Genomic DNA, 24,803 nt, shown 5'->3' with positions numbered 1-24,803 from the left:
AACAGATGCAACAAGCATGTTCAAGGCAGGAACAGATGGTAATGGCACGGAAGCCTTGGATGAAACAAGCTTGACCTTGTTAGATGCAAATGGTAATCCAGCGACAAGTGTGACGGTAGCAGAAGGAACTTATGTTCTAGAAAATGGTACAATTACCTTCACGCCAAATACGAATTACACAGGAGATGTAACTCCAGTAACGGTTCGCATGGCCGACTTGAGTGGTGACACGGCAACAGCAACGTACACGCCACGTGTAATCAACTTGACGCCAACTGCTAAAGATCGCACAAGTGAGGATTACATCAATGTTGCTCAAACAACGAATGCGACAAGCATGTTCAAGGCAGGAACAGATGGTAATGGCACGGAAGCCTTGGATGAAACAAGCTTGACCTTGTTAGATGCAAATGGTAATCCAGCGACAAGTGTGACGGTAGCAGAAGGAACTTATGTTCTAGATAATGGTACAATTACCTTCACGCCAAATACGAATTACACAGGAGATGTAACTCCAGTAACAGTTCGTATGGCCGATTTGAGCGGAGATCCAGCAACGGCTACCTATACACCAACTGTCATTAATCTAACACCAACTGGAGAAGATCGTGAAACAGAAGGTCCTCAAGGACAAGCTCAAACGACAGATGCTTCAACGATGTTCACAGCAGGTACTGATGGTACAGGTACAGAAGATTTAGATATGTCAACCTTGACCTTGTTGGATGCAAATGGCAACCCAACTACAAGTGTCACTGTTGACGGTCAAGGAACCTATACTTTAGAAAATGGTGTGATTACTTTCCAACCACTTCCAAGTTTTGTTGGTACGGCAACGCCTGTTCGTGTTCGTGTTCAAGATTTGAGTGGTGATCCAGCGACAAACATTTATACTCCAACAGTGACGGATGTAACCATGACATCAGAAAATGCTGTATCATCTGCAGTTCAAGGTTCAACTCAAACTGGTACCCCAACTTTTGAAACATCTGATCCATCCGTAACTGTTACAGGTTATACTTTAGTTGGAGCTGATGCTGAAGGCAAAGTAGTTATTGAGGGAGAAGGAACGTATACAATCGATCAGGCAACAGGTGAGGTAACCTTTGTACCAGATCCAAGCTTTACAGGAACCGGTACAGGCGTGACTGTAACAGCAACAGATTCAAATGGTGAAACACAAACAGCAACGTACACGCCAACAGTAACACCGGCTGAAATCACAGCAACAGGTGATGAGTCAACAGGCGTGCAAGGAGCAACACAAACTGGTCAAATCACATCAGAGATCACTAATGGTGACAATGTGACGAAGACGACTTACACGTTTGATGGTGAAACCACTAAGGTTGTTCCAGGAGAAGGAACGTACACGATTGACCCAGAAACTGGTAAGGTGACGTTTATTCCAGAACCAAGCTTCACCGGTACAGCGACGCCAGTAGAAGTGACTGTTACAGCGACTATTCGCAACCAAGATGGTAGTGAGTCAACGATTTCAGACACAGCGACTTATACGCCAACAGTAACACCGGCTGAAATCACAGCAACAGGTGATGAGTCAACAGGCGTGCAAGGAGCAACACAAACTGGTCAAATCACATCAGAGATCACTAATGGTGACAATGTGACGAAGACGACTTACACGTTTGATGGTGAAACCACTAAGGTTGTTCCAGGAGAAGGAACGTACACGATTGACCCAGAAACTGGTAAGGTGACGTTTATTCCAGAACCAAGCTTCACCGGTACAGCGACGCCAGTAGAAGTGACTGTTACAGCGACTATTCGCAACCAAGATGGTAGTGAGTCAACGATTTCAGACACAGCGACTTACACGCCAACAGTCACACCGGCTGAAATCACAGCAACAGGTGATGAGTCAACAGGCGTTCAAGGAGCAACCCAAACTGGTCAAATCACATCAGAGATCACTAATGGTGATAATGTGACGAAGACCACTTACACGTTTGATGGTGAAACCACTAAGGTTGTTCCAGGAGAAGGAACGTATACAATTGACCCAGAAACTGGTAAAGTGACGTTTATTCCAGAACCAAGCTTCACCGGCACAGCGACGCCAGTAGAAGTGACTGTTACAGCGACTATTCGCAACCAAGATGGTAGTGAGTCAACGATTTCAGACACAGCGACTTACACGCCAACAGTCACACCGGCTGAAATCACAGCAACAGGTGATGAGTCAACAGGCGTTCAAGGAGCAACCCAAACTGGTCAAATCACGTCAGAGATCACTAATGGTGATAATGTGACGAAGACGACTTACACGTTTGATGGTGAAACCACTAAGGTTGTTCCAGGAGAAGGAACGTATACAATTGACCCAGAAACTGGTAAGGTGACGTTTATTCCAGAACCAAGCTTCACCGGTACAGCGACGCCAGTAGAAGTGACTGTTACAGCGACGATCCGTAACCAAGATGGTAGTGAGTCAACGATTTCAGACACAGCGACTTACACGCCAACAGTCACACCGACAACAACCTCATTCGTGGACGGCGATGGTAACCCACTCCTTCCAAATGAAGAGGGCAACGTACCATCGAAAGATATCCCAGGTTATGAGATTATCTCAAGTACAACAGATGAGAATGGCAATACGGTTCACACTTACCGTAAGGTGACAACGCCAACCACATCATTCGTAGATGGTGATGGTAACCCACTCCTTCCAAATGAAGAGGGCAACGTACCATCGAAAGATATCCCAGGTTATGAGATTATCTCAAGTACAACAGATGAGAATGGCAATACGGTTCACACTTACCGTAAGGTGACAACGCCAACCACATCATTCGTAGATGGTGATGGTAACCCACTCCTTCCAAATGAAGAGGGCAACGTACCATCGAAAGATATCCCAGGTTATGAGATTATCTCAAGTACAACAGATGAGAATGGCAATACGGTTCACACTTACCGTAAGGTAACAACGCCAGTGACCTCATTCGTGGATGAAGACGGCAACGTCATCTCGCCAAACGAAGATGGTAAACAACCATCTAAAGCCATCTCAGGCTATGAGCTAGTAGGTTCAAGCACAGATGAAAATGGCAATGTGGTGCATACTTATCGTAAGGTAGTGAAGACCACGACGTCATTTGTAGATGGTGATGGTAATCCAATTCTTCCGAATGAAGAGGGCAATGTGCCATCAAAAGACATCCCAGGTTATGAAATCATCTCAAGCACAACGGATGAAAACGGCAATTTGGTTCACACTTATCGTAAGGTAGTGAAAACAACAACGTCATTCGTGGACGGTGATGGTAACCCAATCCTTCCGAATGAAGAGGGCAACGTGCCATCGAAAGACATCTCAGGTTATGAGATTGTCTCAAGTACAACGGATGCGAATGGTAACACGATTCACACTTATCGTAAGGTGACAACGCCAATGACCTCATTCGTGGATGAAGAAGGTAACGTCATCTCACCAAACGAAGATGGTAAACAACCGTCTAAGGACATCTCAGACTATAAGTTAGTTGGTTCAAGCACGGATGAAAACGGCAATGTGGTGCATACATACCGTAAAGTTGTGAAAACAACGACCTCATTCGTTGACGGTGATGGCAACCCAATCCTTCCAAATGAAGACGGTAACGTGCCATCGAAAGACATTCCAGGTTATGAAATCGTCTCAAGCACAACGGATGAGAATGACAACACAGTTCACACTTACCGTAAAGTAGTGAAGCAGGATGAACCAAGTGTCGTGACACCAAATTCTCCAAAAGCGTCAACACTAGCTAAACCAGCTGAGGCGAAGCCAGCACCAGCAACTAAGACAACAAACAAACTTGAAGTTCTTCCGAATACAGGAACGGAAAACACAGCAACAGCGTCAGCTCTTGGTGTGGGTATGATTTTGACTGCTCTTGGTCTTGCAGGTAAACGTCGTCGTAAGGAAGATTAATTAGACTAATTAATCAGATTTAGACAAAGATAAAAACTCTTGATTTTTCAAGAGTTTTTTCTTTATATTTAAATGATGTCATGGTTGTAGTTGGGTTAGTAATGTTTTAGAATCTATGATTTGGTATATGGTAACTAATACAAATAGTTGATAGAAAAACATAAAACACTTGACAAATAGGGAGGGTATATTATAAAGTAGTGCATATTATGCACAAATATTATAAAAAGAAGTAATCCTTTTGTTTAAAGATAGTAAGCATAAAGACACAGCCCAACGCTTTACGATTAAAAAGTTTAAGTTTGGAGCTGCGTCAGTATTGATTGGTACAGTATTTGCAGGTAGTGTCCAAGCAGAAGAAACTGTTGCGTCAACTGATCCTTCAGTAGCGACAGCAGTGTCGACTGAGGAGAGTGTGGCAGAGGCTTCAGCTTCAGATGTGTTAACTACGTCAGAAGCGGTTGTTGCCGAAGAAGTTTCTGAACCAGTAGCAAGTTCAGAAGTGGTTGCATCATCAGAAGTTGCAGCGTCAACAACAGAAGCTTCAAGCGAAAAAACAACTGAAGAAAGCAAGTCAGAAGCAACAACGACTGGGTCATCTACATCGTCATCAGCAACAAGCACAACAGTTGAGACAACATCACGTGTAACAGCAACAACTTATAAAGTGACTTACACTGATGTGACAACAGGTGAAGTGGTTTCTAGTCGTAGCAAGTCTACTATGACAACAACAACCTTGCCAGCGGAAGAGTAAGACAAGGTAACATTTGATGTGACTGAAAAGGCTGACATGTCATTGCCAGAGTTGGCAGGCTACAAATTGGCGACCAATCAAGCAGAGATTCAAGCGGCAGTAATTACTTATGGAGACCGTAACAGTCGTTTGATTAACTTTAACGTAGTTAAAGAAGATGTAGCAGCAGCTGGTGGTAACAATGATACTGAAACAGAATTAGCTGGTTTCCGTGCCTTAAGTCCGATTGCTTCGTCAAGCGTTCAAGCTGGACAACCTGCAACAGGTTCAGGGTCACGTTATGATAATACGGTGGATAATGCTGTTCCAGAGGGAACGGTAACTCCAGAAGAGTTTCTTGCGACTCAACCGGATACAAGTACACTTCAAAAATCAATTTTTGGTGAACCAACTTCTAACTTATATGGTAGTAAATTTGCAGACATGGTTCATTTTGTCAATTTTACTCAAGCTAATTTAGTTAGTGGGGCATTCGATAGTAATAACATGCTGACAGTAGGTATGGTTTTTGAAGAAAGAATTAATGCAAACACTGTCTTACGAGCGACTGTTACTGAGTTGAAACCATTTACAGCTACAGAAGCATATCGTGAAATGGCTACTGAAATTGATCGTATCAATGGAACAGATTATGCAACGACTGTTTATAATCCAAATCAAACAAATGGTTTTAGAAACCCCGAATTTGTCAGTGATACAACAGGAAAAGAAGCTGGTTTTATAGTAAAACAAGCAGGAAGTTATAATGTTGTTGGATCAGGTGACGGAGGATTAAAAACAGGTGAGAGTTATTCACGCGTTGCTTCAAGCCAATCTGGTGCTGATATTGGTGTGAAATTCAAATTAGAACAGGTAGTTGAAGGTATTTCACAACCAGTTGATGTTATTGTAACAGATGGAGAACAGTTAACTAGTCATGAATTGATTACATTAACAACAGATGGACGTCCATGGGAGTTGGCAGGTGAGTATAAGACAAGAGACTATTCTTGGATACCAAATACTCCAACTATGTTAAATGATAGTACAATTACTCTAGCTGAGCAAGAAGCTAAAAATGGAACTCCGTATATTTCAGGTCTTGGTTTAGGTGGTAAAAACGCAGGATATTATGGAGAAAGTAATAAGCCTAATCCTCAAGCATTATTAACACCTTATCCAAATGCTGGTTTAGGTACTCAAATTATCTCTAGTCCAGTTAATTATCTTCGTTCATACCCAGGAGCGCTTTCTAATAGTGGTGCAAGAAAACAACTTTCTGTTCCAATATTTATGTCGGCTAACACTAATGAATTAGGACTTTATATCAATTCTGCTGGTGCACAACAATTACTCATAGGTGTTTTGTTAGTGGATCGTTCAGATGCTAATGAATCGTACGGTCAAGCTTTCCATGGAATATCAGAAATGAATGCTTCTGGTCAAGTTTTACAACAACCACAACTTGGTAGAGTTGCTCCAGACGTAGATGTTATGACTGATAAAGGAACGCGCACTGGTTTCTATGGTGATGACGATCGAGAAGGAAAAGGTGCGGATAATAACTTTAATCCAGATGAAGGAGAGAAACAATTATCTGCAACAGGTACTTATGAAGTATTAAATGTCAATTCACAAACATATACTTTAAGTGTAGTAGCTAAAGCAAATGGTGAAGGCACTGCGTCTGCCAAAGCTTGGATTGATTTTAATAGTAATGGACAATTTGATGAAGACGAGGCTTCTGAAATTCAAACGTTCTCAGGTACATCAGAAACAGTACTATCTTTTGTCTGGAATCGTGATTTTAGTTTAGTAGATTCAACAAAATTAGCCGTTCGCATAAGAACTGCTATGGATGAGAATGACATTGCTAACCCAACTGGTATAGCTTCAACCGGTGAAGTCGAAGATTTTCAAATTTTAACGAAATTACCTCCAAAGGGTACAAAAGACACGTCAAAAGACTCTCAAGGTGTTACTCAAACAGGAACAGTTTCTTTCTCTGCACGTGGTACATTAGTTAAAGAAGGTGTTGTTGTTCGTGAGCATGGAGATTCGATTAATTCAGTTACTAATACACTTGATGATAACAGTATTTTTGGTATTGTTGATACTCAAGGGAATATTGTAAAAGAATTAGAGACAAGCCAAGGAAAGTATACAGTAAGTCCTGAGTCAAGTGCATCTAAAGTTATTATTAAATTTGTACCAAATCCAGATTTTACAGGAGTAGCTACTGGTGTAGTTATTTGTTCGACAGATGCTAATGGTTTAAATACTAATTGGGCTAACGAAGATACTGATATCTCAAATGATTCGACTATTTTAGGCAAGTCAACTTGGGATTCATTATATATTCCAGAAGTAGTGCCACTAGAAACAGAAAGTTATCCAGCAGCATCTAGTGGACCACAAGGAGTTCCACAAAAGGGCACACCAGTTATCGCAATCAGTAATGATAATCAAGTTAAATCAACGAAATATACTTTAGAAAATGCAAATTCTGAAGGAAAAGTTGTTGCTGAAGAAGGTACTTATTCAATCAATGAAACAACTGGTGAAGTTATTTTTGAGCCAGTACCGGATTATGTTGGTACTGCTCCGGGTGTTAAAGTCGTTGCAACTTATGTTGTAACTAATGAGTCTGGTAAAACAACTACTATTACTGATTCTGCGTCATACATTCCTACTGTGACTTCAACAACTCCTACAGGCTTTAATGAAGTATCATCAGGTTTACAAGGTGAATCACAAACAGAGAAGATTGACTTTGCAGCCGGTAATGATAATGTTCCAATGGATGATAAAGTTCCAGCAACATTTGATGATGGTAAGACTGAAAAAGTTGTCCCAGGTGTTGGTACTTATACGGTTGCAGCAGATGGAACCGTAACGTTCACTCCTGAGAAAACCTTTACAGGAGAGGCACCAACTGTAACAATTGTTCGTCAAGATGTAAACGGAACTAAGGCAACAGGTACTTACACGCCAACAGTCGTTGCAGTAACACCAGTAGGATTTGATGCAACCTCTACAGGTACTGAAGGTGAAACTCAGTCTGGTAAAGTTAACTTTGCAGCAGGTGACAAAGTTGCTCCGTTGGTAGGACCAGCAACATTTGAGGACGGTACAACAGAAAAAACCGTTCCAGGTGAAGGTACTTACACAGTTGCTGAAGACGGTACAGTAACCTTTACGCCAGAAGAAGGCTTCACTGGTACTGCAAAAGGTGTGACAGTTAAACGTGTGGATGCTAATGGTACGCCAGCAACAGCAACTTACACACCAACTGTTATCCCATCACAAGTTGCAGAGATTAGCTTTGTTGATGAAGCAGGTAACACAATTGCAGAGACAGTCAAAACTAAAGGTGCAGACAATACTGCGATTAAGTATTCTCCAAAAGCAACAGTTAAAGACTTGGAAGACAAAGGTTATGAACTAGTTTCATCAACTTATGAAGCAGGTGAGTCATCTTATGATAAGGACTCAACAGCAGATCAAAGTTTCCAATTAGTCTTCAAAGAAAAAGTTGTTACTGTAGATCCAAACGAAGTTGTTCCAGGTCAACCAATTAATCCAAATAATCCAGATGGACCAAAATGGCCTGAATCAGGAGTTTCATTGACAGAAGAAGTGACGCAAACAGTGAACTATGTTGATGAAAATGGTAACACAGTCGCTGAAACTAAGACAGATAAAGTAAGCTTTACTCGTACTGCGACAGTTAACATGGTGACTGGGGAAATCACTTATTCTGAATGGACAGCTGTTGATAACGATACAACGTTTGATGAGAAGTCATCACCGGTTGTTCAAGGTTATGTAGCTTCCAAAGCTAAGACAGATGCGGTGACAGGTTTAACAGCAGATAGCAATGATGTTGTTGAAACAATTGTTTACAAACCAGTTGGTAAGACAATTATCACAAACCCAGATGGTTCAACAACAGAAATTCCGTATACCAACGATCCAACAGATCCAACTGTTGCAACACCAACAGGAACTATTCCTTATGTTTCAGGTTATATCCCAACAGATGGTAACGGTAATCCATTGACACCTGTTGATCCATAAGATCCAACAAAAGGTTATGTGCCACCGACAGCAACAGACGGAACAACTGATACTACAGTGGTTTACACACCAAACCAAGCAACATCGACAGATCCAAACGTAGGTGGTGTTGAGGTTGTCGAAGGTACGCCAATCACAGAGAAAGACATTACGGATAAAGTAACAGGTCTTCCAGATGGCACTAAAGTGACTGTTAAGGATCCATCAAGCATCCCAGGAACAGACACGCCAGGAGATAAGGGTACAGTAACGGTAATCGTTGAGTATCCAGATGGTTCAACGGAAGAAGTTGAAGTACCAGTAGTGGTAACACCAAATGATGCGACTAAGACAACACCAAACGTAGGTGGCGTTGAAGTAACAGAAGGTACACCAATCACAGAGAAAGACATCACTGATAAAGTAACTGGTATCCCAGAAGGCACCAAAGTGACTGTTAAGGATCCATCAAGCATTCCAAGTACAGACACGCCAGGCGATAAGGGAACAGTAACAGTAATCGTTGAGTATCCAGATGGTTCAACGGAAGAAGTTGAAGTCCCAGTGGTTGTGACACCAAACCAAGCAACATCAACAGATCCAAATGTGGATAAAGTTGAAGTTGTTGAAGGCACACCAATCACCGAGAAAGACATTACAGATAAAGTAACAGGTCTTCCAGATGGTACAAAAGTGACTGTTAAGGATCCATCAAGCATTCCAAGTACAGACACACCAGGTGATAAGGGAACAGTAACAGTAATCGTTGAGTATCCAGATGGATCAACAGAAGAAGTTGAAGTCCCAGTTGTTGTCACACCGAAGACACCAACGGATGCAGATAAGAACACACCAACAGTAGATACAGTTGACGTAACTGAAGGTACACCAATCACCGAGAAAGACATTACAGATAAAGTAACAGGTCTTCCAGATGGTACAAAAGTGACTGTTAAGGATCCATCAAGCATTCCAAGTACAGACATACCAGGTGATAAGGGAACAGTAACAGTAATCGTTGAGTATCCAGATGGATCAACAGAAGAAGTTGAAGTCCCAGTTGTTGTGACACCGAAGACACCAACGGATGCAGATAAGAACACACCAACAGTAGATACAGTTGAAGTAACTGAAGGTACACCAATCACCGAGAAAGACATTACAGATAAAGTAACAGGTCTTCCAGATGGTAGTAAGGTAACACTATTGGATCCAATTCCAGATTCAAGTACTGCAGGTAACAAAGGAACAGTTCGTGTTGAAATTACTTATCCAGATGGTTCTAAAGAAATTGTAGAAGTGCCAGTAAATGTTACTCCGAAAGCGACTGCTTCTAACGGAATGACAAACTCTAACACTTCAAGAACTCAAGCTGTTTCATCAGCAAGAGGATTAGATGCATCAGCTCGTGCTTATGCTAATTCTGACAAAGATTCAGGTCAAAAAGCAACTATGCTTCCTAACACAGGTACTGAAAGCAATGCATCAGCAACTGCAGCAGGTATCGGTATGATTCTTGCAACTCTTGGTCTTGCAGGTAAGCGTCGTCGTAAGGAAGATTAAACTTTGTGAAATAGTCTCTGAACGACCAAAAACCACCTATCGTAAGATAGGTGGTTTTTTAGTGAAAAATAAAACCCTTTATCATCGTAAGATAAAGAGCCTAGGTTGTTATTTTTTTCCGATAAATTTTTTAAGTAACAGTAAGCCATAACCAAATAAAAGGTATCCAATAAAAATGGCTAATGAATTTGTTAAGACACTTGTCCAGCCATACTTACTGACATTGGTAAAGAAATAAGGAAAGGGACTGTCAGTAGCACCAGGAATAGGTAGTTTAGTCACTAAGCCGTTAAAAAGGGCAAAGAAACTATAGAATAAAGGAACGATTGTCCAACGAAATGGATCAAAAATGCGATAGCTATTCTTTTTATCCAAGATAATGGTGTCTAAAATCATGCCGATGGGAACAATATAGTGAACTAGGAAGTTACGGATATTCCAAAAATCCTCGGGTTTGACCAATGGAGCCAGTAAGAAATGATAGATGACAAAAGTAATGGTAATAGCCATAGTGACCCCACCTTTGAGGCGTAGTAGTCGGTCTTGGTTAAGGGTGTGACGTTTGCTTTCTAGTAGAACTATAAAAATGAGAAAACTAAAAACGAGTATATTAGAAAGCACCGTGTAATAAAGGAGCATTCCCCAACCATCTTTAGCGATTTGTAGGCTGACGCCTAAAATGCCCAAAGCAGCTAAGAGGCTGCGATAACGTTGTCTGTGTGACATAAAAAATCCTTTCAAAAATAGAACATAATGTCACTATTATAGCCTAGTTAAACCTCAAATTTCAAGTGCTTGGCTCAAAATATGTTAAAATGAAAATGAGGACTCATCATAAAGGAGAAAACATGAATCAGATCATTTGTCCACATTGTGAAACGACTTTTACGGTTAATGAAAATGACTATCAAAAACTTTTGAATCAAGTTCGTGGTCAGGAATTTGACAAAGAAATTCAAGAACGCTTACACCGTGAGATTGGTTTGATTGAGGAGAAGCTCAATAATCAATCGCAGCAAGAATTGATGAAAAAAGACCATGAAATTTCACAACTGACCTTGAACTTGGAACGTTTAACGGAAAAAAATGCGGCAGAGCTTGCTAAGACTAAAGCTGATAAGGATAGGCAGCTAGAGGTACTGACTAAAAAACTTGAAACGTTGGAGTTAGAAAATCAAGTAAAATTACAAGCCAGTCTCGCTCAAGTTGAAAGAGAGCGGGATCAACTTACGATGAAGTTAGAGAATTTAGCTGAAAAAAACGCTTCAGAACTCGCTAAAACTGTAGCTGACAAAGATCGGCAACTAGAAGCCCTAGCCAATCAATTATTATTAAAAGAAAAGGAACAGGAGCTATCTTTGGCTAAGCTACAGGGCGATTATGAGCGTGACCTGCAAGCAGCTAATGAGCAGGTAGAATTTTACAAGAATTTCAAGGCTCAACAATCAACCAAGGCTCTTGGTGAAAGTTTAGAACATTACGCAGAAAACAAGTTCAATGAGATTCGTCACTTGGCCTTTCCTAACGCGACGTTTATAAAAGATAATCAGGTATCAGATAGTGGTTCCAAGGGAGATTACATCTACCGAGAAGTGGATGAGCATGGGGTTGAGATTCTCTCTATTATGTTTGAGATGAAAAATGAAGCAGATACGACCAAGACTAAGCATAAAAATAAGGATTTTTTCAAAAAATTAGATAAGGATAGACGAGAAAAAGGTTGTGAATATGCTGTCTTAGTCAGTATGTTAGAGACTGACAATGATTATTATAATATCGGTATTGTTGACGTCAGTCATGAATATAAAAAGATGTATGTGGTGCGTCCACAATTCTTTATTCAGTTGATTGGTTTACTGCGTAATGCAGCTATGGATGCTCTGAAATACAAACAGGAATTAGCCATCATTCGTGAACAAAATATTGATATTACTCATTTTGAGGAGGATTTAGATGCCTTTAAGATGGCATTTGCTAAAAATTATCAGAGTGCGAGTAAGAATTTCAAAAAGGCGATTGAGGAAATTGATAAATCAATCAAGCGTATGGAAGCTGTTAAGGCAGCTTTGACAACCAGCGAAAATCAATTACGTCTAGCTAATAATAAATTAGAAGATGTTTCGGTGCAAAAATTGACACGGAAAAATCCAACGATGAGAGCAAAATTTGCTGAACTAAAAGAATAAGGCGAGTAACAAGGAGGGCTGCTTTTCCCTCCTTTGTTTTTGTGATATAATAGCAGTTATGATGAACGGAATTATCAATCTAAAAAAAGAGGCAGGCATGACCAGTCATGATGCAGTGTTCAAACTGAGAAAGATTCTCCGAGAGAAAAAAATTGGTCATGGAGGCACCTTAGATCCTGATGTGGTTGGTGTTTTGCCTATTGCTGTTGGTAAGGCGACAAGGGTTATTGAATACATGACAGATAGTGGTAAGGTTTATGAGGGAGAGATTACCTTGGGCTTTTCAACCACTACAGAAGATGCTAGTGGGAAACGCGTTGATTATCTAGCGGTGAATGATGCTTTAAAGGCAGAGCAGATTGATCAAGCTATGGCAGGTTTCATTGGTGAGATTATTCAGATTCCACCAATGTATTCAGCAGTTAAAGTCAATGGTCGTAAACTTTATGAATATGCTAGGGCTGGTGAGAGTGTTCAACGTCCTAGTCGTCAGGTGCAGATCATTGATTTTCAACGTACCGGTGATTTAATCTTTGAACAAGGTTTGTGTCGTTTTCATTTTCGTGTGGCATGTAGTAAGGGGACTTATGTTCGCACCTTGGCAGTTGATTTGGGAGCTAAGTTAGGCTATCCCAGTCACATGTCTTATTTAGAGCGCACGGCTTCAGCGGGACTAACCTTAGACCGAGCCTTAACCCTGTCAGAGATTGAAGACAAATTAGTCAAGGATGACCTCTCTTTTTTACTGCCTATTGAATATGGGGTAATGGGCTTACCAAGGGTTGATTTGACTTTTGACCAAAAAGAAGAAGTTGGCTACGGTCGTTTTATCACGCTTGATTGTCAAGACCAACTAGTCGCCGCTTTTTATCAAGATCAACTAGTCGCCATTCTTGAGCAGCGTGAGCAATTTTATAAACCTAGAAAAGTATTAAACAATGAAAATTCATGAAATAACTAATTACCATCAAATTCAAGAAAATGAAGAAACGATTTTGGTTTTAGGCTATTTTGACGGCCTCCATTTAGGGCATAAGGCCCTTTTTGATGAGGCAAAAACAGTTGCCAAGGACAAAGGACTAAAAGTGGTTGTCCTAACATTTCCAGAAAGTCCACAATTAGCCTTTGCTAAGTTTCATCCTGACTTGCTTCGCCATATTAGTTACCCAACCAAACGCTACGCCAAGTTTGCGGAGTATGGTGTTGATGATTTATACTTGTTGCCCTTTACGAGTGACTTTGCTAGCTTAAAGGCCAAGGATTTTATGGCGACTTATCTGAAAGCTCTAAACCCTCATACCATTGTGGTTGGCTTTGATTATAAGTTTGGTTCTGATGGTAAAACAGCTAGTTACCTAGCCAGTCAACGTCAATGTCAAGTGATTGAAGTACCAGAAGTCCAAGATAGCGATCAAAAGATTAGTTCGACTAGAATTCGTCAGCTATTAGCCCAAGGTCAAATCCAACAAGTCAATCGTTTGCTTGGTTATGACTATTCGATTAGAGGGTTAGTTGTGCATGGGGATGCTAGGGGCAGAACCATTGGTTTTCCAACAGCCAATATTGCCTTACTAGATCAAGTTCATTTACCAAGCGACGGGGTTTATGTAACCGAAGTGCGTGTGAAAAATCAAGTCTATCGTGCCATGACCAGCATTGGCAAAAATGTGACTTTTGGTGGTAACGACTTACGAATTGAATCACACCTGTTTGATTTTACTGGCGAGATTTATGGTGAAACCATTGAAATTTTTTGGTTGGATAAAATTCGAGAAATGGAAAAATTTTCTGGTATTGAAGAGTTGATTTGTCAATTAGAAGCCGATCAAAAAATCGCTAAAAATTGGAAAAAGCTAGCTATTTAAGGTTAAATTTGATATAATGAAAGGGCTTAGAATTGCTAGAATCATTATTTTATAGGAGTATATCGAATGATAACCTTATTTTTATCTCCTAGTTGTACTAGTTGTCGTAAGGCTAGAGCTTGGTTGATGAAACATGATGTCTCCTTTGTAGAACATAATATTATGACAAGTCCTTTGAGTCGTGAAGAATTGATTAAAATTTTATCTTTAACAGAAAATGGAACAGAAGATATTATTTCAACACGATCGAAGATTTTTCAACGTTTGAATATTGATGTTGAGGAGATGTCTATTACAGAATTACTAACTTTGATTGCCGAGAATCCAAGTCTATTGCGTCGTCCAATTATCATGGATAGTAAACGCATGCAGATTGGTTTCAATGAAGATGAGATTCGTGCCTTCTTATCAAGAGATTACCGTAAGCATGAATTAAGACAGGCAACTATTCGTGCGGAAATAGGAGGGAGCTAACTCATGAAAAATTATAGCTATCCGATGGATGTATCTTGGAGCACTAGCGAGTTGACTGCTGTGCTTCATTTTTTAGGTTTAGTTGAACAAGCCTATGAGGGTCATGTTACAGTTGAAAACTTACTGGAAGCTTATCAAGCCTTTAAGCAGGTCGTTCCTAGTAAGGCACAAGAAAAACAGCTAGATCGTGAGTTTGAAAAAAATAGTGGTTATTCAACTTATCGGGCTGTTCAAGAAGCTAAAAATCTTGAGAAAGGTAGATTGTCGCTTGGAAAATAAGTACAGTTTTGCTTGTCAACTGATTCGTCAAGCAGGTCAGTTATTAAGGCAACGTCTATCAGAGGAGCTGATTGTTGAGGAAAAATCAGGATTTGCTGATTTAGTCACGAACTTAGACCTAGCAATACAAGATTTTTTAGTTGAACAGATCAAGACCCACTACCCAACAGATGCTATTTTGGCAGAAGAGAAAAATCTTTACCATGATTTGATGACAGGAACGGTTTGGGTTCTTGATCCCATTGATGGTACGACCAATTTTATTGTTCAAAAAGATGATTTTTGTATTCTTCTAGCTCATTATCACAAGGGTCAAGCACAATTTGGTTTGATTTATCAAGTCATGGCTGACAAGCTATATCATGGTGGTGGAGAGTTTGAGGTTTATTGCAATGAAGACAAGTTATTGCCTTATCAAGATAAACCCTTAACACGCTCTCTTTTTGCCTGCAATAGTCAAATGTATCGAGATAATGTTGCTCACTTAACTGATTTTCTCAATCAAACCTTGGGTGTTCGTATGTATGGTGGGGCAGGTATCAGTTTATCCTATGTGTTGTCAGGACGTTTGTCTGGTTACATTTCCAATATTCAAGTTTGGGATTATTTACCTGCCAAGATTATGGGAGAAAAGTTGGGGTATTGCTTATTGACCTTATCTGGTCAAGAGCCAGATTTTAAAACACGACAAGAAGTGATGTTTATCCCAAAAGTTAAGCAAGAGGAAATTTTGGCTTATTTATCGGGCATTAGGTAAGCGACTTGCGGAATTTTTTTGCCAGAAACCCCTTTCTTATAGTATAATAAAAGTATGAAAACGATATTACCACAGGCCTTTATTGATAAGTATCGTGAGCTTTTAGGAGAAGAAGCAGACGCCTTTTTTGCTAGCTTTGATCAACCTGCTCGCTCTGCCTTTCGCATCAACCCCTTAAAAAAGCAAAAAATTGATTTTCCCAATCCGATTCCTAATACAGAATGGGGCTACTATGGTAAGATTAGTGGCAAATCTCCTGAACATGTGACAGGTTTGATTTATTCTCAAGAACCAGCAGCCCAAATGGTTGGACAGGTAGCAAAACCAGAACCTGGAATGCGCGTGTTGGATTTGTCGGCTGCACCAGGGGGGAAATCAACTCACTTGTTATCTTATCTTGGTAATCAAGGCATTTTAGTTAGTAACGATATTTCTAAAAAAAGAAGTCAAGTATTGGTTGAAAATATAGAGCGTTTTGGAGCAAGAAATGTTGTGGTGCTTAATGAAAGTGCCGACCGTCTAGCCAAGGTCTTCCCTAATTATTTTGATTTGATTGTTTTTGATGGACCTTGTTCTGGTGAAGGTATGTTTAGGAAAGATCCAGAAGCCATTCAATATTGGACAGTTGATTACCCTAGCCAATGTGCTGATTTGCAACAGTCAATTTTACAAGATGCCTTAACCATGTTAGCTCCAGGTGGGCGATTGGTGTATTCAACTTGTACGTGGGCTCCCGAAGAAAATGAGGGCGTGGTTAGTTGGCTCTTACAAGAATACCCAGAACTTACTTTGCTTGATGTGCCTAAATTAAATGGTATGGTTGAAGGCATTGATTTACCACAAACGGCTCGAATTTATCCGCATCAGTTTGAGGGAGAAGGACAATTTGTTGCCCACTTTCAAGATCAAGGACTACCAGCATCAATCCGTATTAAATCAGGTCACTCTAATTTGACTAAGGGACAGAAAGCCTATTGGCAAGAGTTTGCCAAAGAACATTTAAGGGTGGATTTAAGTGGCATGTTGCAGGTTTTTGGTGATCAATTATATCTGTTACCTCAAGAGTTGCCTGATTTATCTTCCTTAAAAATTGCACGCAATGGCTTGCACCTAGGAACGTTTAAGAAAAATCGCTTTGAACCATCGTTTGCATTGGGGATGGCTCTAAGTTCGGATGAAGTCAAACGAACAGTAACTATTAGTGAAGCAGATTTCAGCAAATATGTGTCAGGGCAAACAGTGACTTTGCAAGAAGCCTTGTCAACAGGCTGGTATCAACTGTTAGTGGGAGGTAATGGTTTGGGCTTTGTTAAGGTCGTTGGTCAAGTGATTAAAAATTATTATCCTAAGGGATTAAGATTTCAGGTATAAAGGAAAAAGAAATGAAAAAACAACTTAAATTGGCATTTACAGCGTTGATTGTTCTATCAACGTTTAGTCTAGCGGCGTGTTCTAAGTGGATTGATAAAGGTCAATCAACAACTGCTGTAGGCTCAACGGCCTTACAACCTCTAGTTGAGGCTGTTTCTGATGAATTCTCTAAAAATAATATTGGTAAATACATCAATGTCCAAGGTGGTGGCTCTGGTACAGGTTTATCACAAGTTCAATCGGGTGCAGTAGATATTGGGAATAGCGACCTTTTTGCTGAGGAAAAGTCAGGAATTGACGCAGCTGCACTGGTGGATCATCAAGTAGCGGTTGTTGGAATAGTGCCAATTGTTAACAAAGCTATTACTGTTGACAATCTGACTGTTGAACAACTTAAACAAATTTTTACGGGTCAAATTAAGAACTGGAAAGAAGTTGGAGGTCAAGATTTGCCGATTACGGTTATCAACCGTGCTTCTGGTTCTGGTAGTCGAGCGTCTTTTGATGCAACAATCATGAAAGATGCCCAACCTCTTAAAGCACAAGAGTTGGATTCAAATGGTATGGTGCGTAGTATTGTAGCTCAGACTCCTGGAGCAATCTCTTATTTAGCTTTCTCTTATACAGATGATACTGTTAAAAAGATTAAGCTGAATGGCTATGAACCAACTTCAGAAAATGTTCAAGTTAATAATTGGCCAATTTGGTCTTATGAACACATGTACACCAAAGGGCAACCAACAGCCTTAACGAAGGAATTTTTGGACTACATGATGAGTGAAGAAGTTCAAAATACAGTGATTAAGGATATGGGTTACATTTCCATTAACGATATGAAAGTGAAAAAAGATGCCAAAGGTGTCGTAACGGAGAAATAAAATGTCTAATGAAATTTCAAAACGTTTATTATCAACTTCAAAAAATTCCAAACTGGAGAAGTTTGGTAAGACCATTACCTTTTTCTGCCTCCTTTTAATTGTTTTTGTGGTTGCTATGATTCTCCTTTTTGTCGCTCAAAAAGGTTTAGCAACTTTTATCAAGGATGGTGTCAATCCCATTAGCTTCTTATTTGGTACAGATTGGAATCCGTCGCAAACAGGTCCAGATGGTTTGCCGATCTTGGGAGCTTTACCTATGATTTTAGGCTCTTTCTTTGTCACTTTCTTGTCAGCCTTGTTGGCGACCCCATTTGCGATTGGAGTGGCTCTCTTTATGACAGAAATTTCACCTAAGCGAGGGGCAAAAATCATGCAACCAGCTATCGAACTTTTGGTCGGTATTCCGTCGGTTGTTTACGGTTTTATCGGCTTAACAGTTGTTGTGCCTGCCGTTCGTTCGGTATTTGGCGGTTCAGGATTTGGTATCCTATCAGGTGTCTTTGTACTCTTTATCATGATTTTGCCAACAGTCACTTCAATGACGGTTGATTCACTAAAAGCAGTTCCACGTCACTATAAAGAGGCGAGTCTGGCTTTAGGAGCAACTCGTTGGCAGACAATTTCTCGTGTCATTTTACAGGCAGCTAAGCCAGGGATTTTAACAGCAAGTGTCTTTGGCATGGCGCGTGCTTTCGGAGAAGCTTTGGCTATTCAAATGGTAGTAGGAAATGCGGCACTGATGCCAACTAGTTTAATCAGTCCGGCTTCAACCTTGACTTCTGTTTTGACTATGGGAATTGGTAATACGGTTATGGGGACTGTCCGTAATGATGCCCTTTGGAGTTTAGCCCTAATTCTTTTATTGATGAGCTTGTTCTTTAATAGCATGATTAAACTAATTACACGTCCGAAAGGTAAGAAAAACTATGTACGCTAAAAAAACTGATAAAATTGCCACAGGTGTTCTCTATGGTATTGCTGGCTTTGTCTTACTTATCTTGATAGGTTTAATTGGCTATATTCTAGTTCGTGGTTTATCACATATTTCATGGTCTTTTGTAACAGGTCAATCGAGTGCCTACAAGGCAGGTGGAGGCATTGGGATTCAGCTCTACAATAGTATTTTTCTCTTAGTGATTACACTTCTGATTTCTTTCCCCTTATCACTGGGAGCAGGTATTTATCTATCTGAATACACAAAGGCAGGTCCAATCACAAACTTGATTCGTAATGCCATTGAGATTCTTAGTTCGTTACCATCTGTTGTGGTTGGTCTCTTTGGTTTCTTGGTCTTTGTTGTTCAAATGGATTATGGCTTTTCAATTTTGTCAGGTGCTATGGCTTTGACTATTTTCAATCTACCAATGATGACCAGAAATGTAGAAGAAAGTTTGAAAGCTGTTCACCATACTCAACGTGAAGCAGGCTTGGCTTTGGGACTTTCTCGTTGGGAAACCATTATTTATGTGGTTGTGCCAGAAGCACTACCAGGTATCATAACTGGGGTAGTCTTAGCGAGTGGTCGTATTTTTGGTGAAGCGGCAGCTCTCATCTATACGGCTGGTCAATCAGCTCCAGCACTTGATTGGTCTAACTGGAATCCTTTAAGTGTAGCTAGCCCAATTTCTATTTTCCGTCAAGCAGAAACCTTGGCAGTTCATATTTGGAAGGTTAATGGTGAGGGGCTGTTACCAGATGCAGTACAAGTGTCTGCGGGAAGTGCAGTTATCCTATTATTCTTTATCCTTATCTTTAATTTTTCGGCCCGTTATCTTGGTCGAAAACTTCATGCCAAATTGACATCACAATAGAGGAGAATTATGGTCGAATATAATTGGAATGAAAAGCATATCATCACCTTTGATAAAGATAATGTCGCTCTAGAAACCAAAGATTTACATGTTTTTTATGGGACAAAAGAGTCAATCAAAGGCGTGGATATGCAGTTTGAAAAAAATAAAATAACTGCTTTAATTGGTCCATCTGGTTCAGGAAAGTCAACCTTTTTAAGAAGTTTGAATCGAATGAATGATACCATTGACATTGCTCGAGTGACAGGAGAAATTTGGTATGAGGGCTTAGATGTGAATCGTCCTGAGATCAACGTTTATGAGATGAGAAAACAAATTGGTATGGTTTTCCAACGCCCAAATCCCTTTGCTAAGTCTATTTATCGTAACATCACTTTCGCTCATGAGCGTGCAGGGGTCAAAGACAAGGCATTTTTAGATGAGTTGGTGGAAACGTCACTCAAACAAGCAGCTCTTTGGGAGCAGGTTAAGGACGATCTTCACAAGTCAGCATTGGCACTTTCAGGTGGCCAACAACAACGCTTGTGTATTGCAAGAGCGATTGCTGTTAAACCAGACATTCTTTTGATGGATGAACCAGCTAGTGCTCTTGATCCGATTTCAACCATGCAGGTAGAAGAAACCATGATGGAGTTGAAAAAAGATTATACGATTATCATTGTGACTCATAATATGCAACAAGCAGCTCGTTCAAGTGATTACACGGCGTTTTTCTATAGTGGTGACTTGATTGAGTATGATCAAACCAAGAAAATTTTCCAAAATGCAAACTGTCAGTCAACGAATGACTATGTTTCTGGACGTTTTGGATAGAAGGGGGATAAGATGCAAGATCCAATTTTACATATCAGCGATATTTCCCTTTACTATGGGAAGAAAAAATCATTAAATAATATTTCCATGGATATCTTCCCAAATGAGATCACGGCTTTTATTGGTCCATCAGGATCAGGGAAATCAACACTTTTGCGTTCTATTAACCGGATGAATGACTTGATTCCAAGCGTTACCATTACTGGATCGATTATGTATAAGGGACATAACATTTACAGTCCTCGGATGGATACGGTTGATTTGCGTAAGGAAATTGGCATGGTCTTTCAACAACCCAATCCGTTTCCAATGTCGATTTACGAAAACGTTGTTTATGGCTTACGTTTGAAAGGTGAAAATGACAAACAAAAGTTTGATCAAGTTGTAGAAACGTCACTCAAACAAGCGTCAATTTGGGACGAAGTTAAGGATCGCTTACACGATTCAGCCCTTGGCTTATCAGGTGGTCAGCAACAGCGGATTTGTATTGCTAGGGTACTAGCAACCAGTCCTAAAATTATCCTACTGGATGAACCGACATCTGCTCTTGATCCGATTTCCTCAAGTAAGGTTGAGGAAACCCTTTATGAATTGAAGTCAGATTATACACAGATTATTGTCACCCATAGTATGCAACAAGCCAGTCGAATTTCAGACAAGACAGCCTTCTTCTTGAATGGTGATTTGGTTGAATACGATGATACGAAAAAAATCTTCCTTAATCCAAGTAAGCAAGAGACAGAAGATTATATTACTGGTAAATTTGGTTAGAAAAAGGAGAATACTATGTTACGCACTCAGTTTGAAGAAGAACTAGAAAAATTACACAATCAATTTTATTCGATGGGAACAGAAGTACTTGCTCAAATCAATAAGACAGTTCGTGCTTTTGTGAGCCATGATGTTGATTTGGCCCAAGAAGTCATTGCAGAAGATGATGTGGTCAATGATTATGAGGTTAAATTGGAGAAAAAATCGCTTGAAATTATTGCCTTACAACAACCTATCGCTCAAGATTTGCGTAATGTCATTACTGTTTTGAAAGCGTCAAGTGATGTGGAGCGTATGGGTGATCATGCTGTTTCAGTTGCAAAAGCAACCTTGCGTATGCAAGAGGAAAGTAACTACTTGCCAGCTATTGAAGCAGAAATCAAGAAAATGGGACGTGCCGTTAAGGCCATGGTAGAAGATGCCCTAGATGCTTACGTCACAGGTGATGCAGATAAGGCTCGTGATGTAGCAAAAATTGATGCCGATATTGACAATTATTTCCGTAATATTCAAAGTCAAGCTATCGAAGAAATTCGTCAAAATCCAGACACTATTTTTGCTGGTAAAGAGTATTTCCAAGTCTTGCTGTATTTAGAGCGCATTGGTGATTATGCTAAAAACTTGTGTGAGTGGGTTGTTTATTTGAAAACTGGTAAGATTATTGAATTGTGATATAATAAAGACAAGTAAGGAAGTACAGTGGTTACTTCCTTTCAGTCTATATTAAAGAAGGAGAAAAAGATGGAAACCGTTGAGCATTTAGTCAAACGTTTTGTCCCTGAGCATTATGATATTTTCTTAAATATCAATCGAAAAGATAAAAGCTTCTCAGGTCGAGTTGCGATTAAGGGACAGGCAATTAAAGAAACCATTGCATTTCATCAAAAAGATTTGAAGATTGAAACGGTTCTTGTAGCAGGCAAAAAAGTGGAATTTGAAGTTAATCACGATTTGGAAGAGCTTCGTTTCCAGGTGGAGCAAGTTGGTCAACAAGAGCTTGAACTTACTTTTTCAGGTCATATTACAGATGGTATGACAGGAATGTACCCATCTTATTATACAATCGATGGGATTAAAAAAGAGGTGCTTGCTACTCAATTTGAAAGCCATTTTGCAAGACAAGTTTTCCCATGTCTTGATGAGCCAGCGGCTAAGGCGACTTTTAGTTTATCAATTAAATTTGATCAAGGCCAAGGAGAAGTTGTTCTCTCCAATATGCCTGAAATTGATATAGAAAAGCGTCAAGAAACAGGTATCTGGAGCTTTGAAACAACCCCACGTATGTCAACTTATCTACTAGCTTTTGCGATTGGTGAACTTCAAAGCAAGTTAACAACCACTAAGAGTGGTGTAGAAGTTGGCATTTTTGCCACCAAGGCACATAAATCCTCTTCGTTAGATTTTGCACTTGATTTTGCCAAGCGAGTTTTGGAGTTTTATGAAGACTACTTTGGTGTCCTTTATCCTTTGAAACAGTGTTATCATATTGCTTTGCCTGATTTTTCAGCAGGAGCAATGGAAAATTGGGGCTTGATTACTTATCGTGAAATTTATCTCTTGTCAGATGAGAATTCAACCTTGATGAGTCGTCAGCTTATTGCATTAGTGATTGCGCATGAAGTAGCTCATCAATGGTTTGGTAACCTTGTGACAATGACTTGGTGGGATGATTTATGGCTCAATGAAAGTTTTGCTATGATGATGGAAAATCTAGCTGTTGATAGGCTAGAACCTACTTGGCAAATTAGCAATGATTTTAAAATTAAAGAAATTCCCTCTGCTCTTAATCGTGATGCCATTGATGGTATCCAATCTGTTCATGTGGCTGTCAATCATCCAGATGAAATTCAAACGATTTTTGATGGTGCCATTGTTTATTCTAAGGGTAGCCGTTTGATGTTTATGCTTTATCATTGGTTGGGTGAAGAAGCCTTTGTTGCTGGTTTGCGAGATTACTTTGAGCAACATCAATATGGTAACACGGTTGGTCAAGATTTGTGGAATGCTTTATCTGGTCATTCGGACAAGGATGCAGCTAGCTTTATGGAGAGTTGGCTAGAACAGCCAGGTTTTCCAGTTGTTACAGCCAAGGTAGAAAATGATACCTTAATCCTTAGTCAAAACCAATTCTTTATTGGTCAACATGAAGCAAAAGGTCGTCTGTGGCATATACCACTTAATAGTAACTGGTCAGGTATTCCAGACACCTTGTCAAAAGCTGTTATTAAAATTCCTAATTTTAGTCAGTTAGCAGCTAAAAACAAAGGTGCTTTTCGTCTTAACCTAGGTAATACGGCTCATTTCATTAGCTATTATGATGGGCAGTTGCAGACTGATTTGATGGCTGATTTAGCTGAGTTAGATCAGATGAGTAAATTGCAAATTATCCAAGAGTATCGTTTACTTGCAGCTAGTGGCTTGATTTCCTATACCCAATTGCTACCATTTTTGACTGTTTTTAGTCAGGAGAGCTCTTATCCTATGCTATCAGCCTTGCAAGGACTTGTCTATAGCTTAAGAAATATCATTGATGAAGGCTCCGAAGCTGAGCAAGTTCTCAAACAACTTGTTATTAAAAGTTTTCAAACCAGCTATGAGCAACTAGGTTTGGTGGCTCAAAAAGATGAAGATGACGCTATTGAAAAAAGCCGTCATATCATGTTGAGTATGTTATCATGGGCCAATCATGCGGAAGTTGCGACTCGTTTGCAAGAGGTTTTTAACCAATATGCAGATAAATTGGATGAAATTCCAGCAGGGATTCGTCATGCTGTTTTGTCTAATCAATTAAGACGAGCTGAAAGTCAATCCCTTGTGGATCAATACTTAGAGCAGTATGTTCAAACAAGTGATGGTGTATTGCGTGTCGAATTACGAGCAGCTCTAGCCTTGACTCAATCAAAAGCTAGTCTTGATCAGTTAGTGACATCTCTAAACAATAAAGACATCATCAAACCACAAGATTTATCGAGTTGGTATTTGGCGTTATTGCAGTCAAACTTTGCTCAAGAACGCCTATGGACATGGGCAAAAGAAAATTGGTACTGGTTGAAGAAAACCTTTGCTGGTGATATGAGTTATGCTGATTTTGTTAGTGTTGCTGCTGCTTGCTTTAAGTCAGAAGAACGCTTGGCAGAATTCAAAGCTTTTTATGAACCAGAACTATCTGACTTGGCACTAACTCGTGAGATTGAAATGGGTATGCGTGAAATTCAATCACGAATTGATCAAGTGACTAAAAATAAACTCGAGTTAGAACAAGCTATTTTAGCTCACATAAGGGCCTAGTAGAAGAAGAGA

General features: G+C 39.9%; 18 protein-coding genes and 1 pseudogene. 18 read left to right on the top strand and 1 reads right to left on the bottom strand.

Annotation, left to right across the window (positions count from 1 at the left end; translation table 11 throughout):
• The 4 genes from FRX54_RS06360 to FRX54_RS02445 all read left to right on the top strand — a co-directional run.
• On the top strand, positions 1-3,940 hold a 3,940-nt coding region (locus FRX54_RS06360), incomplete at its 5' end, for an LPXTG cell wall anchor domain-containing protein (RefSeq protein WP_222430369.1).
• A gap of 241 nt (positions 3,941-4,181) precedes the next feature.
• The gene (locus FRX54_RS02455) at positions 4,182-4,697 is read left to right on the top strand and encodes a YSIRK-type signal peptide-containing protein (protein ID WP_261379611.1); all 516 of its coding nucleotides are present in this window, start codon (positions 4,182-4,184) and stop codon (positions 4,695-4,697) included.
• 18 nt (positions 4,698-4,715) lie between these two features.
• Positions 4,716-8,756 carry a mucin-binding protein gene (locus FRX54_RS02450; protein WP_146460652.1) on the top strand — a complete coding sequence of 1,347 codons (4,041 nt, stop codon included), beginning with the start codon at positions 4,716-4,718 and terminating at the stop codon, positions 8,754-8,756.
• A gap of 18 nt (positions 8,757-8,774) precedes the next feature.
• Positions 8,775-10,298 (top strand): Rib/alpha-like domain-containing protein, encoded by a 1,524-nt coding sequence (locus tag FRX54_RS02445; RefSeq protein ID WP_146460648.1) that lies wholly within the window; start codon positions 8,775-8,777, stop codon positions 10,296-10,298.
• 108 nt (positions 10,299-10,406) lie between these two features.
• On the opposite strand, the gene FRX54_RS02440 is transcribed toward FRX54_RS02445, so the two are convergent.
• Entirely contained in the window at positions 10,407-11,024 is a 618-nt protein-coding gene (locus FRX54_RS02440; protein WP_146460645.1) for a Pr6Pr family membrane protein, read from the bottom strand.
• 590 nt (positions 11,025-11,614) lie between these two features.
• On the opposite strand from FRX54_RS02440, the pseudogene FRX54_RS02435 reads away from it, so the two are divergent.
• From FRX54_RS02435 to FRX54_RS02370, 14 genes and pseudogenes are all read left to right on the top strand, one after another.
• Positions 11,615-12,484 (top strand): annotated as a pseudogene (locus FRX54_RS02435) (DUF2130 domain-containing protein); the annotation flags it as partial.
• Between the two features lie 58 nt (positions 12,485-12,542).
• Entirely contained in the window at positions 12,543-13,436 is an 894-nt protein-coding gene (truB, locus tag FRX54_RS02430) for a tRNA pseudouridine(55) synthase TruB (RefSeq protein ID WP_146460639.1), read from the top strand.
• On the top strand, positions 13,423-14,349 hold the full coding sequence (locus tag FRX54_RS02425) for a bifunctional riboflavin kinase/FAD synthetase (protein ID WP_146460637.1): 927 nt from the start codon (positions 13,423-13,425) through the stop codon (positions 14,347-14,349). The genes truB and FRX54_RS02425 overlap by 14 nt, the downstream gene beginning before the upstream one ends.
• 66 nt (positions 14,350-14,415) lie before the next feature.
• A complete protein-coding gene (locus FRX54_RS02420) occupies positions 14,416-14,823 on the top strand; it encodes a Spx/MgsR family RNA polymerase-binding regulatory protein (protein ID WP_146460635.1) in 408 nt (135 codons plus the stop codon).
• A gap of 3 nt (positions 14,824-14,826) precedes the next feature.
• Complete coding sequence (locus tag FRX54_RS02415; protein WP_146460633.1) at positions 14,827-15,102, top strand: UPF0223 family protein; 276 nt, start codon at positions 14,827-14,829, stop codon at positions 15,100-15,102.
• Positions 15,092-15,859: an inositol monophosphatase family protein gene (locus FRX54_RS02410; protein WP_146460631.1), complete on the top strand. Its 768-nt coding sequence runs from the start codon at positions 15,092-15,094 to the stop codon at positions 15,857-15,859. Before FRX54_RS02415 ends, FRX54_RS02410 begins: the two co-directional genes overlap by 11 nt.
• Before the next feature lie 54 nt (positions 15,860-15,913).
• Positions 15,914-17,230: an RsmF rRNA methyltransferase first C-terminal domain-containing protein gene (locus FRX54_RS02405; RefSeq protein ID WP_146460629.1), complete on the top strand. Its 1,317-nt coding sequence runs from the start codon at positions 15,914-15,916 to the stop codon at positions 17,228-17,230.
• 11 nt (positions 17,231-17,241) lie between these two features.
• Positions 17,242-18,108 carry a phosphate ABC transporter substrate-binding protein PstS family protein gene (locus tag FRX54_RS02400; RefSeq protein WP_146460627.1) on the top strand — a complete coding sequence of 289 codons (867 nt, stop codon included), beginning with the start codon at positions 17,242-17,244 and terminating at the stop codon, positions 18,106-18,108.
• 1 nt (position 18,109) lies between these two features.
• Complete coding sequence (gene pstC / locus FRX54_RS02395) at positions 18,110-19,045, top strand: phosphate ABC transporter permease subunit PstC (RefSeq protein WP_146460625.1); 936 nt, start codon at positions 18,110-18,112, stop codon at positions 19,043-19,045.
• Positions 19,035-19,919 (top strand): phosphate ABC transporter permease PstA, encoded by an 885-nt coding sequence (gene pstA / locus FRX54_RS02390; RefSeq protein ID WP_146460623.1) that lies wholly within the window; start codon positions 19,035-19,037, stop codon positions 19,917-19,919. Before pstC ends, pstA begins: the two co-directional genes overlap by 11 nt.
• A gap of 9 nt (positions 19,920-19,928) precedes the next feature.
• A complete protein-coding gene (gene pstB, locus FRX54_RS02385; RefSeq protein ID WP_146460620.1) occupies positions 19,929-20,732 on the top strand; it encodes a phosphate ABC transporter ATP-binding protein PstB in 804 nt (267 codons plus the stop codon).
• Between the two features lie 12 nt (positions 20,733-20,744).
• Positions 20,745-21,503: a phosphate ABC transporter ATP-binding protein PstB gene (gene pstB, locus FRX54_RS02380; protein ID WP_146460618.1), complete on the top strand. Its 759-nt coding sequence runs from the start codon at positions 20,745-20,747 to the stop codon at positions 21,501-21,503.
• A 15-nt stretch (positions 21,504-21,518) separates the two neighbouring features.
• Positions 21,519-22,175, top strand: a complete 657-nt coding sequence (gene phoU / locus FRX54_RS02375) for a phosphate signaling complex protein PhoU (protein ID WP_146460616.1) — start codon at positions 21,519-21,521, stop codon at positions 22,173-22,175.
• A 69-nt stretch (positions 22,176-22,244) separates the two neighbouring features.
• Entirely contained in the window at positions 22,245-24,791 is a 2,547-nt protein-coding gene (locus tag FRX54_RS02370; protein WP_146460614.1) for a M1 family metallopeptidase, read from the top strand.
• Positions 24,792-24,803 lie beyond the last annotated feature (12 nt).

The organism is Streptococcus sp. sy004 (assembly GCF_007859205.1).
Lineage (GTDB): Bacteria > Bacillota > Bacilli > Lactobacillales > Streptococcaceae > Streptococcus.
This window is presented reverse-complemented; position numbering and strand designations above follow the sequence as displayed.

Coding starts and splice junctions, on each gene's coding strand:
- FRX54_RS02415 (WP_146460633.1), top strand. CDS start 14,827: ATGAAAAATTATAGCTATCCGATGGATGTATCTTGGAGCACTAGCGAG.
- FRX54_RS02425 (WP_146460637.1), top strand. CDS start 13,423: ATGAAAATTCATGAAATAACTAATTACCATCAAATTCAAGAAAATGAA.
- pstC (WP_146460625.1), top strand. CDS start 18,110: ATGTCTAATGAAATTTCAAAACGTTTATTATCAACTTCAAAAAATTCC.
- FRX54_RS02370 (WP_146460614.1), top strand. CDS start 22,245: ATGGAAACCGTTGAGCATTTAGTCAAACGTTTTGTCCCTGAGCATTAT.
- phoU (WP_146460616.1), top strand. CDS start 21,519: ATGTTACGCACTCAGTTTGAAGAAGAACTAGAAAAATTACACAATCAA.
- pstA (WP_146460623.1), top strand. CDS start 19,035: ATGTACGCTAAAAAAACTGATAAAATTGCCACAGGTGTTCTCTATGGT.
- FRX54_RS02440 (WP_146460645.1), bottom strand. CDS start 11,024: ATGTCACACAGACAACGTTATCGCAGCCTCTTAGCTGCTTTGGGCATT.
- FRX54_RS02405 (WP_146460629.1), top strand. CDS start 15,914: ATGAAAACGATATTACCACAGGCCTTTATTGATAAGTATCGTGAGCTT.
- pstB (WP_146460620.1), top strand. CDS start 19,929: ATGGTCGAATATAATTGGAATGAAAAGCATATCATCACCTTTGATAAA.
- truB (WP_146460639.1), top strand. CDS start 12,543: ATGATGAACGGAATTATCAATCTAAAAAAAGAGGCAGGCATGACCAGT.
- FRX54_RS02420 (WP_146460635.1), top strand. CDS start 14,416: ATGATAACCTTATTTTTATCTCCTAGTTGTACTAGTTGTCGTAAGGCT.
- pstB (WP_146460618.1), top strand. CDS start 20,745: ATGCAAGATCCAATTTTACATATCAGCGATATTTCCCTTTACTATGGG.
- FRX54_RS02400 (WP_146460627.1), top strand. CDS start 17,242: ATGAAAAAACAACTTAAATTGGCATTTACAGCGTTGATTGTTCTATCA.